Source organism: Pseudomonas sp. B2021, from assembly GCF_018135665.1.
Classification (GTDB): Bacteria; Pseudomonadota; Gammaproteobacteria; order Pseudomonadales; family Pseudomonadaceae; genus Aquipseudomonas; species Aquipseudomonas lactis.
In genome coordinates, this window is the sequence record NZ_SMOF01000001.1 from 1,807,249 (window position 1) to 1,817,455 (window position 10,207).

The 10,207-nt window shown below is 61.3% G+C and carries 11 protein-coding genes; 5 read left to right on the top strand and 6 right to left on the bottom strand.

Features of this window, described 5'->3' with window-relative positions:
• Positions 1 to 126 precede the first annotated feature (126 nt).
• Positions 127 to 741: an NAD(P)-dependent oxidoreductase gene (locus E1K68_RS08185; protein WP_212613939.1), complete on the bottom strand. Its 615-nt coding sequence runs from the start codon at positions 739 to 741 to the stop codon at positions 127 to 129.
• Positions 742 to 775: 34 nt separating this feature from the next.
• On the bottom strand, positions 776 to 1,642 hold the full coding sequence (locus E1K68_RS08190; RefSeq protein ID WP_212613940.1) for an MBL fold metallo-hydrolase: 867 nt from the start codon (positions 1,640 to 1,642) through the stop codon (positions 776 to 778).
• Positions 1,643 to 1,747: 105 nt separating this feature from the next.
• Between E1K68_RS08190 and E1K68_RS08195 the strand changes: the two genes are divergently transcribed.
• Together E1K68_RS08195 and E1K68_RS08200 are read left to right on the top strand one after the other, a co-directional pair.
• Positions 1,748 to 2,653 carry a LysR family transcriptional regulator gene (locus E1K68_RS08195; protein WP_003189578.1) on the top strand — a complete coding sequence of 302 codons (906 nt, stop codon included), beginning with the start codon at positions 1,748 to 1,750 and terminating at the stop codon, positions 2,651 to 2,653.
• Positions 2,654 to 2,744: 91 nt separating this feature from the next.
• The gene (locus E1K68_RS08200) at positions 2,745 to 2,924 is read left to right on the top strand and encodes a hypothetical protein (RefSeq protein WP_003189580.1); all 180 of its coding nucleotides are present in this window, start codon (positions 2,745 to 2,747) and stop codon (positions 2,922 to 2,924) included.
• On the opposite strand, the gene E1K68_RS08205 is transcribed toward E1K68_RS08200, so the two are convergent.
• Entirely contained in the window at positions 2,917 to 3,792 is an 876-nt protein-coding gene (locus E1K68_RS08205) for a helix-turn-helix domain-containing protein (RefSeq protein ID WP_003189581.1), read from the bottom strand. The genes E1K68_RS08200 and E1K68_RS08205 overlap by 8 nt on opposite strands.
• Positions 3,793 to 3,972: 180 nt before the next feature.
• Between E1K68_RS08205 and pobA the strand changes: the two genes are divergently transcribed.
• Together pobA and E1K68_RS08215 are read left to right on the top strand one after the other, a co-directional pair.
• Positions 3,973 to 5,166 carry a 4-hydroxybenzoate 3-monooxygenase gene (gene pobA, locus E1K68_RS08210; RefSeq protein ID WP_003189582.1) on the top strand — a complete coding sequence of 398 codons (1,194 nt, stop codon included), beginning with the start codon at positions 3,973 to 3,975 and terminating at the stop codon, positions 5,164 to 5,166.
• Positions 5,167 to 5,232: 66 nt separating this feature from the next.
• Complete coding sequence (locus E1K68_RS08215) at positions 5,233 to 6,750, top strand: MDR family MFS transporter (protein ID WP_212613941.1); 1,518 nt, start codon at positions 5,233 to 5,235, stop codon at positions 6,748 to 6,750.
• Positions 6,751 to 6,806: 56 nt separating this feature from the next.
• On the opposite strand, the gene E1K68_RS08220 is transcribed toward E1K68_RS08215, so the two are convergent.
• Genes E1K68_RS08220 through E1K68_RS08230 form a run of 3 tightly spaced genes read right to left on the bottom strand, consistent with a single transcriptional unit; the run spans position 6,807 to position 8,842 of the window.
• Positions 6,807 to 7,646 carry a cache domain-containing protein gene (locus E1K68_RS08220; RefSeq protein ID WP_044273492.1) on the bottom strand — a complete coding sequence of 280 codons (840 nt, stop codon included), beginning with the start codon at positions 7,644 to 7,646 and terminating at the stop codon, positions 6,807 to 6,809.
• A 55-nt stretch (positions 7,647 to 7,701) separates the two neighbouring features.
• Positions 7,702 to 8,172 carry a cyanase gene (cynS, locus tag E1K68_RS08225; RefSeq protein WP_057710837.1) on the bottom strand — a complete coding sequence of 157 codons (471 nt, stop codon included), beginning with the start codon at positions 8,170 to 8,172 and terminating at the stop codon, positions 7,702 to 7,704.
• Between the two features lie 28 nt (positions 8,173 to 8,200).
• Entirely contained in the window at positions 8,201 to 8,842 is a 642-nt protein-coding gene (locus tag E1K68_RS08230; RefSeq protein WP_060767251.1) for a carbonic anhydrase, read from the bottom strand.
• A gap of 112 nt (positions 8,843 to 8,954) precedes the next feature.
• Between E1K68_RS08230 and cynR the strand changes: the two genes are divergently transcribed.
• The gene (gene cynR / locus E1K68_RS08235; RefSeq protein WP_212613942.1) at positions 8,955 to 9,806 is read left to right on the top strand and encodes a transcriptional regulator CynR; all 852 of its coding nucleotides are present in this window, start codon (positions 8,955 to 8,957) and stop codon (positions 9,804 to 9,806) included.
• Positions 9,807 to 10,207: the final 401 nt, after the last annotated feature.

A 10,207-nucleotide genomic window follows, 5' to 3' on the forward strand; every position in this document is an offset into this window, starting at 1 on the left:
GCATCCCTGCCGGTTTACCCCCCAAATCCCTGTCGAATTCCGGCCAGCGTGGTTTGACGGGGCGCCTAAGATCAAGATCAAAAGCAGATCAAGAGCGGCTCGCTTCGCATCGTGGTTAGCGTTGGGTCAGTAGCCGACGGTGAAGCGCTGGCGCGGGTGCTTCGGGTTTTCCACTTCATCCAGCATGGCGATGGCGAAGTCGGCAAAACTGATCGAGCTAGTGCCGTCACTGCTCACCAGCAGATCGTCCTTGCCCAGGCGGAATTTGCCGGTGCGCTCGGTGCCGTCGAACAGGGCCGATGGCGACAGGAAAGTCCAGTCCAGTTCTTTTTCCTGGCGCAGCGTTTCCAGGAAGTCAGCTCCGGCACTGGCTTCAGCTTTATATTCAGCCGGGAAGCCTTCGCTGTCGATCACGCGCCCGCCACCGGGTAACAGCAGCGAACCTGCGCCGCCGACCACCAACAAACGGTTCACACCAGCCTTTTTCACCGGGCCGATTACGGCGCTGGCGGGGAGGGTGGAGAAGTGCGCGGCGCTGATCACCACGTCGCTGCCGCTGATGGCCTGTTGCAAGGCCTCGGCATCCAGGGCATCAGCCTGTTTGACCGTAACGCCAGGGCGCACAGCCAGCTTGTCGGTATTGCGGGCGATGGCGGTCACGGTATGCCCGCGACGCAGCGCTTCTTCCAGTAGTTGGCTACCGGCACGGCCGGTGGCACCAATGATTGCGATCTTGCTCATGATGTTCTCCAACAGGGTTAAGGTTTAAAGCCAATTACCACTTCATTTCGCCCTTGGCGACTTTGGCGCTCAGCTCCAGCGAGCTTTCGTCGGCAAGGGTGGGGTAACGTTTTTTCATGGCCGCAATCAGGGCGGCGGAATCCTTGGCCTTGGCGGTTTCGAGATCGAAGGCCTTGATGTAATCGGCGGTGAAGGTGACCGAGGCCAGCGACGGCTTGCCCAGGTAATGGCCCGGCACCACGGTGTTCGGCTTCAGGTCTTCAATGCGCTTGAGCGTAGCCAACCAGTCTTTATGGGATTGCGCGCTCTGGGTATCGGCCATCCACACGTGGATATTTTCAGCGACGACCACACCACCGATTACGGCCTTGATCGACGGGATCCACACAAAGCTGCGATCGGGCTGCGGGCCGTCGAGGCCCACCACTTCAAGCTGTTGCCCTTCCAGGGTCAGGCTGTGGCCTTTAAGCACTTGCGGCACAAGGGTCTTGGCCGGTTTGTCGGCGCCCATTTTCGGGCCCCAGAAGGCCAGCTTGTCGGCGACGGTGGCGTTGATATGGTCGACCACCGGCTGCGGCGCCAGCACCTTGGCGTCGGGGAAAGCGGCGGTCAGGGTGTCGAGGCCGAAGTAGTAGTCCGGGTCGCCATGGCTGATGTAGATGGTGGTCAGGTGCTTGCCGCTGGCGCGGATCTTCTGCACCAGTTGCTCGGCTTGGCCTTTGCCGAATTGCGCATCCACCAGGATCGCGTCTTTTTCGCCGCTGACCAGCACCGAGCTGACCGGGAAGATCGCGGCTTCGCCTGGGTTGTACACGTCCAGTTTCAGCTCTGTCGCCGCTGCGTGGGCAGCGAAGGCCAGGGCGGCGGTAGCCAGGGTCAAGCGTTTGAAGGTCGAGAACATCGGGCAGCTCCTGCCATCGGTAAGGGATGCACAGAGCTTAGTTGCATAAAACGCGACAAAAAATGCGATGCTTGGACATAGTTTGTTTCTGAAAGCGGGCAAATCATGGATCGTCTTCAAGCAATGCGCGTGTTTGTCACCGTGGTGGACCTGGGCAGCCAATCCGCCGCTGCCGACCACCTTGACCTGTCGCGCCCGGTGGTCTCGCGCTACCTGGCCGAGCTGGAAGACTGGGTGGGCGCACGTCTGCTGCACCGCACCACGCGCAAGCTCAGCCTCACCGCCGCCGGGGGGGAAACGCTACCGCGTTGCCGGCAATTGTTGGATTTGTGCGGGGATATGCAGGCCGCCGTCAGCGAGCCCGACGACGCGCCCCGAGGCCTGTTGCGCCTGAGCGTGAGCACCTCGTTCGGCCAGGCGCAGCTGGGCGCGGCGATTGCCGAATACGTCAAGCTTTACCCCCTGGTGACGGTGGATTTGCAGATGCTTGATCGCACGGTGAACCTGGTGGACGAGCGCATCGACCTGGCGATCCGCACCAGCAACGATCTGGACCCCAACCTGATCGCCCGGCGCCTGACCGTATGCCGCTCGGTGGTGTGCGCCACACCGGCTTATCTGCACGAGCATCCGGCGCCGCAGAAAGTCGAAGACCTGGCCCGGCACAACTGCCTGACCCACTCTTACTTCGGCAAGAGCCTGTGGCATTTCGAAGAAAATGGCGAACACGTGTCGGTGCCGGTCCACGGCAATATCACCGCCAACGAGGCCAGCACGTTAATGCGCGTGACGCTGGCCGGGGCTGGGGTGGCGATGCTGCCCAGTTATCAGGCCGGTGAACTGATCCGCAGTGGAGAATTGGTACGCTTGCTGCCGCACGCCGAGCCACGCCAGATGAATATCTATGCGGTGTACGCCTCACGCAAACACATGCCCTCGGCGCTGCGCAGCCTCCTGGATTTCCTGGTGCTGCGCTTCCCCGAGGAGCCTGTCTGGGACGTCGGGCTGTGAGCTGAAATAAGCGCGCTGAATGGCATCGCATCATGGCAAGTTGACCTATGCTTTAAACAGCACCCTGTAGATCCGTTCAGAGGTCTGTGCCATGAGCATCAAAACCAGAAAGTACCTGACAATTTTCACCCTCTGCGCATTGGCGACAGCGCTGTATGGGACTGCCGCCTATCGCGTCGAGCAAACACGCATGCAGCCGGCGGCGTTCGCCATCAGTTGTCATCAGGACCAATGCGTTCCGCGCACCGGCAGTTTCAGTGCACTCAGGTAGGCTGCTCGGCCTTCAGTTGTTCACGAAACGCCTTGGGTGAAAACCCGACCCTGCGGCGAAACAGCCGTGAGAAGTTGGTCGGGTCGGAAAACCCCAGCACCTCGGACATTTCGTTGATGGTCATGCTGGTGTAGGTCAGCAGGCGCTTGGCTTCCAGCAACTGGCGGTCATGCATGATCTGCAATGCCGGCTGCCCACCCAACTCCCGACACGTCCCGTTCAAGTGTGAGACCGAGATGCCCAGCTTGTGGGCCAGGTCTTCAATCTTGGGGTGTTCGCGGTAATGCTGTTCGACCAGTTGCGTAAACCGCCGAAAGTACTCACGCCCCCGCGGTGCGCGTGGATGGCGACGTTGGATCGCCTGGCGGCTGACCCATACCAGCAACACGCTGACCAGGGCGTGCAGCATCATGTCCCGTGCCGGTTGGTCATCGGCGTATTCGTCCTGCAAACGCATGAACAGGCTGTTCAAGTAATCGCTGTCCTTGCCCGCCGGGTAACTGCCCAGGGTGTGCAGGCCATCGACGGTAGAGCCCAGTTGCGCCTGCAAGTGGCTGACCAGCGGCGCCGAAAGCGTCACCACAAACCCCTCCACATCCTCGGAAAAACGAAAACCATGCACGCACAGCGGTGGCAGCACTTGCAGGCTCGACTCGTTGAGCGTGGTGCGCTGGCCTTCGATTTCCAGTTGTGCCTGGCCTTTGTGCACATACAGCAACTGGCACAGGTCCGCGTGCCGGTGGGGCTGGATTTCCCACTGGTATTCCCGACTGCGCCGGGAAATGGTTTCGCAGTGCAACAAATCGGGAGTCGGCCACTGCTGGCTTTCCCCGTAAAGCTTGAAGACCGGAATCGCGGTTTTGGTCATGGTTTCAATCCGATACTCAGGATAAGGGTTCGGTAATCGCCCCGATTGGCGAAAAGCACAGGTTTTGACGCAGTTTTCACCTTCTTATGCGGCTCGCTCAAGTGAAAAATGTCAGCCACAAGAGCAATGACAACTCTTTCACTCCATACGTTCGCGTGAAGCTTGAAGGCCATAAAAATAATGAAAACCCTTAAAACTCAAGTCGCCATTATTGGCGCCGGTCCTTCCGGATTGCTGCTCGGCCAGTTGTTGCACAACGCTGGTATCCAAACCCTTGTTCTAGAGCGCCAGAGCGCCGAGTACGTGCAAGGCCGTATCCGCGCCGGTGTGTTAGAACAGGGCATGGTCGACCTGCTGCGCGAAGCCGGGGTCAGCCAGCGCATGGACGCCGAGGGTTTGGTGCACGACGGGTTTGACATTGCCCTCAATGGCCAACTCACCTCCATCGACCTCAAGGCCTTGACCGGCGGCCAGTCGGTGATGATCTACGGCCAGACCGAGGTCACCCGCGACCTGATGGCCGCCCGCGCAGCCGCCGGTGCCATCACCCTGTACGAAGCCTCCAATGTTCAACCCCATGACCTGAAAAGTGAACAGCCGTGGCTGACCTTCGAGCATGAAGGCCAAGCCTATCGCCTGGAGTGCGACTACATTGCCGGCTGCGACGGTTTCCATGGTGTGGCCCGCCAGTCGATACCGGCGCAAGCGCTGAAGGTGTTCGAGCGGGTCTACCCCTTCGGCTGGCTGGGTGTGCTGGCTGACACGCCGCCGGTACACGCTGAATTGGTGTACGCCAAACATACGCGGGGTTTTGCGCTGTGCAGCATGCGGTCGCCGACCCGCAGCCGCTACTACCTGCAAGTGCCGGTCGAAGAGAAGCTGGAAGACTGGGCGGATGAACGCTTTTGGGATGAACTCAAAAGCCGCCTGCCCAACTCCTTGGCCGAGCAGTTGGTGACCGGGCCCTCGATCGAAAAAAGCATCGCGCCGCTGCGCAGCTTTGTGGTGGAACCGATGCAGTACGGGCGTCTGTTCCTGCTCGGCGATGCCGCGCACATTGTGCCGCCCACCGGCGCCAAGGGTTTGAACCTGGCGGCCAGTGATGTGAGCACCTTGTTCCGCATCTTGCTCAAGGTGTACCGCGAAGGGCGCCTGGACCTGCTGCAAAAGTACTCGGCAATCTGCCTGCGCCGGGTGTGGAAAGCCGAACGGTTTTCCTGGTGGATGACCTCGATGCTGCATCAATTCCCACAGGCGGACGCCTTCAGCCAGCGCATCGCCGAAAGCGAACTGGACTATTTCGTTCACTCCGAGGCCGGGCGCAAAACCATCGCAGAAAATTACGTCGGCCTTCCTTACGAGCCTATCGAATAGCCTGCTATCGTATCGAGCATTCCCACCGGTGACCGTTGCCTGTGGGCCCTGCTCGAAGGTTCTGCCGTGACTCACCTCAATCAGCCCGCTCCAACCGTTCCCGCCGTGCGCAGTATCCTGGTCGCGCTGATGATGGCGATCTTCCTGGGGGCCCTGGACCAGACCATTGTCGCCGTGTCCATGCCGGCCATTTCTGCGCAGTTCCATGACGTCAACCTGCTGGCCTGGGTGATCTCCGGCTACATGGTGGCGATGACCGTGGCGGTGCCGATCTACGGCAAGCTGGGCGACCTGTATGGGCGCCGGCCCATGATGCTGATCGGCATGGGCGTGTTCACCCTGGCGTCGCTGTTCTGCGGCCTGGCGCAAAGTATGGAGCAGCTGGTGCTGGCGCGGGTGCTGCAGGGTATCGGCGCTGGCGGGATGGTCTCGGTGAGCCAGGCGATCATTGGCGACATCATTCCTCCCCGCGAGCGTGGGCGTTATCAGGGCTATTTCAGCAGCATGTACGCGGTAGCCAGCGTGGCCGGGCCGGTGTTGGGCGGCTATATGACCGAGTACCTGTCGTGGCGCTGGGTGTTTTTGATCAACCTGCCGCTGGGCGCCGGCGCCTGGTACGTGGCCCATCGCACCCTGGTGGGGCTGCCGGTACCGCAGCGCAAGCCCATCATCGATTACCTCGGCACGGTGCTGATGATCATCGGCCTGACTGCCTTGTTGCTGGGCATCACCGAAATCGGCCAGGGCCATTCATGGCATGACGATCACGTGTTGGGGTTGCTGGCCTGTGCCCTGTTGGCCTTGAGCGCGTTTGTGTGGCACGAACGCCGGGCGCGAGAGCCGCTGCTGCCCATGCACTTGTTTGCCAACCGCAGCGCGGTGTTGTGCTGGTGCACGATTTTCATCACCAGCTTCCAGGCGATTTCCCTGACGGTGCTGATGCCCCTGCGCTACCAGACCGTAACCGGCGCCGGTGCCGACAGCGCGGCCCTGCACTTGCTGCCCTTGGCGATGGGCTTGCCGATGGGCGCGTATTTCGCCGGGCGCATGACCTCGGTGACCGGCCGCTACAAACCGATGATCCTCAGTGGTGCGTTGTTAAGCCCCCTGGCGATCCTCTGCATGGCCTACAGCGCGCCCCAGGCGGTGGCGTTCACCGCGATCTTCATGCTGTTGAGCGGCATCGCCTCAGGCATGCAATTTCCAACCTCGCTGGTGGGCACACAGAATTCGGTGGAGCAACGGGATATCGGTGTGGCCACCAGCACCACCAACCTGTTTCGCTCCCTGGGCGGGGCAGTGGGGGTGGCCTGCATGTCGGCGTTGCTGCTGGCGCTGTTGCACGATTCCAGCTTCGCCCATCTGGCAAACGGCGCACTGATGGCCGAAGGCAGTTCCGGCAACGTACTGCTCGACGGCCTCAACGCCGCACCCGGCCCGGCGCAGGATGCATTGCGCGGCGAGTTGGCGGTGACGTTCCGGCATTTGTTGATGGTGAGTGCGGCAGTGTCGCTGCTGGGGTTGGCGGCTGCGATCGCGATGCCCAACCGAGTACTGCGTGGCCGTGAAGACAAAGTTAGATAAGCGGACGCGGAGCGTCCCAGGCGGCGTTCCCACGCAGAGCGTGGGAACGATCAGGTTCAGGGGCTGTAGTAACCCACCGCTACCATGAAATGCCCGCTCTTGCGCACATAAGCGTGCTTGTTCTCGACCTTGCCCGTCACCGGGTTTTTCCAGCGGTATTTGTATTCGCCCTGGTCCTGCTCGGCCATCATCTTGAGGATCGGCACACCCACCGGTTTGCCATCCGGGTCCTTGATCTTGGCGAAATCGGTGTTGATCAGGCGCAGGTTGGTGCCGTGGGCGACGTAGCGCCGCGTGTTCAGGTCCACCACGAATACGTAGAGATCATCTTGCAGGAAGCCGCCCTGCAAAGAGTTGATCGCCTTGAGCGTGCCGGTTTCGTCCTTGACTAACGCCTCCACCGCCTTGTTGCGCAGCGCCCGTGCCTGTTCCGGTGTGGCGCGCGGCAAGTAATAACCGACCGCCAGGATGCGTTCGCCCACGCGTTGATAAAACACGTGTTTATGTTCGACCTTGCCGTCATTCCAGTTCTGCCAGCGATAGTCAGCCTGCTGGATACCCTGGCCTTCGGGCACGCTAAGGGCTTGTTTGAACGAGGCTTGCAGGTCGGGCCCGAGTACCTCGGACACATCGCGACCGATCAGCGCGGAGGAGGGCCCGCCACTGGCCAGCAGCACGCCTTTTGTATCGACCACAAACACATAGCGGTCCTGGTCGATGAACTCGCCCTGACGGCTGAAGGCGGCGAACGCCTTGTCACCTTGCTTGTGGTAGTACGCCAAGGCCTTTTCCAGCAGGGCCTTGGCGGCTTGGGCATCCGCTTCCTGTGCCGTGGCGGCATGCACCTGGCTGCAACACAACAGCAGCAGCCAAGTGAATCGGAGCAGTCTCTTCATTTACCCGTCCCTCGTTCTTGATGGTGTGCCAAGAGCGTAGACGGTTGGCGGCAAATCAGAAGGGTTTGGTCGGCAGGTATTTGCCGTCCAGGGTGATGACCGCACGGGAGCCGCCGTCCGGGTCTTCGACTTTCTTGATGTCCAGTTTGAAGTTGATGGCGCTGATGATGCCGTCGCCGAATTGCTCATGCACCAGGGCCTTCAAGGTAGAGCCGTAGACTTGCAGCATTTCATAGAAACGGTACATGGTTGGGTCGGTCGGCACACCGCTCGGGAAGCTGCCGCGCAGTGGGACGCTTTGCAGCAGGCGGCTGGCGTCCTCGTCAAGGCCGAGTTTGCCGCACACGATGTCGGCCGCTTCCTTGGGCAGCGGGTGCTGGCCGAGCAGGGCGGCGGTGACGAATGCCAGGCTCAGCCCGGTGCCGTCGGTGAGGGCCTGCCACGACAGGTTTTTGCGTGCCTTGAGGTCGATAATGGTGTCGGCCAGGGCCAGGCGTGGGGTTTGAGCGAATTGAGATTGCAACATGGTGACGTCCTCTTGGGTTGAATAAGGTTCAGGCGGCGTGGGCGCGGGTGCTGGGGTGGTCGAGCAGGGAGACGAAGCGCCCGGTGTGCCCGTCCAAAGCGTCAATGCCGCCGGTTTCGATGTCGTACACCCAGCCATGCAGGTTCATCCGGCCTTGTTCCAGCGCCAGGGCGACCGAAGGGTGAGTCTTGAGATTAGCCAGTTGGGCGACCACGTTTTCGCGCACCAACGAATCCAGGCGTGCAGCGTCCGAGGCATGCGTACGGGCGGCATTGATCACCTTGGCCGACTCGGCATGGCGCAACCAGTTGGCCACGGCGGGCAGGTGGTCCAGGCATTTGCAGGTGGAAATCGCAGTCATCGCGCCGCAGTCTGAATGCCCGCAAATCACAATGTCGCTCACGCCCAGCACCGCTACGGCATATTCGACCGTGGCCGACACGCCTCCCGGCTCCGGGCCGTAGGACGGCACGATGTTGCCGGCATTGCGGATGACGAACAGATCACCGGGCTCCTGCTGGGTCAACAGCTCAGGGACTACGCGGCTGTCAGAGCAGGACACGAACAAGGTGCCGGGGTTTTGCGTGGTCGCCAGGTGTTTGAACAAGTCACTGCGAGGGGTAAAGGCTTCACGTTGGAATTTGCGAAAGCCGTCGATGAGATGTTGCATGGTGGTTCTCCTTGCGTCGCTGATGGGGCAAGGATGGAAGTTTTCGGCTATAGCGTCCAAGACCGGTTTATGATGCTATCTATAAGCTATGCCTATAGTTGGAGCGCTGCCCATGCTGTTGCGTCATATCCGTTATTTGCTGGCCGTTGCCGAGCATCGCAACTTCACGCGGGCTGCCGAGGCGCTGCACGTGTCGCAACCGACCTTGTCGCAGCAGATCAAGCAACTGGAAGAAAGCCTGGGTGCGCCACTGCTGGACCGCACCGGGCGCCGCATCAGCCTGACCGACGCGGGGCAGGCGTACGTACGCTATGCGCGCTTGGCCTTGCAGGATCTGCAGGCCGGCACCCGTGCGATACACGACGTGCAGGACCTGCGCCGAGGGCACTTGCGCCTGGCCATGACGCCGACCTTTACTGCTTACCTGATCGGCCCGCTGCTGGCACGGTTCAATGCGTTGTACCCCGGCATCACCCTGAGCATCGAGGAACTGACCCAAGACCGTATCGAAGCCGCGCTGGGGGAGGACCTGCTGGATATCGGCATCGGCTTTACCGGCGAGCATGGGCTGGAGATCGACTGTGAGGCGCTGTTTGTCGAAGAGCTGAGCCTGGTCGTCAGTGCCAGTCATCGCGAACGCACACAACCGGCCTGGCTCGAACAGCCTCTGGTGCTGCTGAACACAGGCTTTGCCACCCGCCGCTATATCGACGATTACTGCCACCGGCAAGGGGTTAAACCGCAGATTGCCATGGAGGCCAATTCCATCAGTGCGATTATCGAGATTGTACGTAGCACGCCTCTGGCAACTATCCTGCCCCGGGCACTGGCTGAGGCCCAGGCGGGATTGCATGCGGTGGTGATCGAGCCTGCGTTGCCGCAGCGCACTGCGGCCTTGTTGAGCCGCAAGGGGGCGTATCGCAGCGCTGCGTGTGCGGCGTTTGTGGCGTTGATCAAGGCGTAGGACCGGGCTGACACCCCAGGGTCCAACTGTGGGAGCTGGCTTGCCTGCGATGGCGGCCCGCCAGCCAACGCCTTTCTACCTGATGCCCCGCGATTCAAATGTGGGAGCTGGCTTGCCTGCGAAGACGGCCTGACAGTCAACACAGTTGGATTGTGTACATATCCATTCCTGCGGTAACGGCCACTTAGGGGGCCGCCCTGACGGCGGGTCACTTTGGAAAAGCCCCAAAGTAACCAAAGGGCTCTTGCCCCACCACTCGGCACCTCGCTTGGGCTCGGTGTGCCCGTAATCCGCCAGTGATTTGGGGGCCGCCGCCACGCGCCATCCATGGCGCGGGGCGGCTAAACCGGCATCCCTGCCGGTTTACCCCCCAAATCCCTGTCGAATTCCGGCCAGCGTGG

Bases quoted from the DNA above. Each gene is read 5' to 3' on its own strand.
- E1K68_RS08185 (WP_212613939.1), bottom strand. From the start codon at position 741: ATGAGCAAGATCGCAATCATTGGTGCCACCGGCCGTGCCGGTAGCCAA.
- E1K68_RS08190 (WP_212613940.1), bottom strand. From the start codon at position 1,642: ATGTTCTCGACCTTCAAACGCTTGACCCTGGCTACCGCCGCCCTGGCC.
- E1K68_RS08195 (WP_003189578.1), top strand. From the start codon at position 1,748: ATGGATCGTCTTCAAGCAATGCGCGTGTTTGTCACCGTGGTGGACCTG.
- E1K68_RS08200 (WP_003189580.1), top strand. From the start codon at position 2,745: ATGAGCATCAAAACCAGAAAGTACCTGACAATTTTCACCCTCTGCGCA.
- E1K68_RS08205 (WP_003189581.1), bottom strand. From the start codon at position 3,792: ATGACCAAAACCGCGATTCCGGTCTTCAAGCTTTACGGGGAAAGCCAG.
- pobA (WP_003189582.1), top strand. From the start codon at position 3,973: ATGAAAACCCTTAAAACTCAAGTCGCCATTATTGGCGCCGGTCCTTCC.
- E1K68_RS08220 (WP_044273492.1), bottom strand. From the start codon at position 7,646: ATGAAGAGACTGCTCCGATTCACTTGGCTGCTGCTGTTGTGTTGCAGC.
- cynS (WP_057710837.1), bottom strand. From the start codon at position 8,172: ATGTTGCAATCTCAATTCGCTCAAACCCCACGCCTGGCCCTGGCCGAC.
- E1K68_RS08230 (WP_060767251.1), bottom strand. From the start codon at position 8,842: ATGCAACATCTCATCGACGGCTTTCGCAAATTCCAACGTGAAGCCTTT.
- cynR (WP_212613942.1), top strand. From the start codon at position 8,955: ATGCTGTTGCGTCATATCCGTTATTTGCTGGCCGTTGCCGAGCATCGC.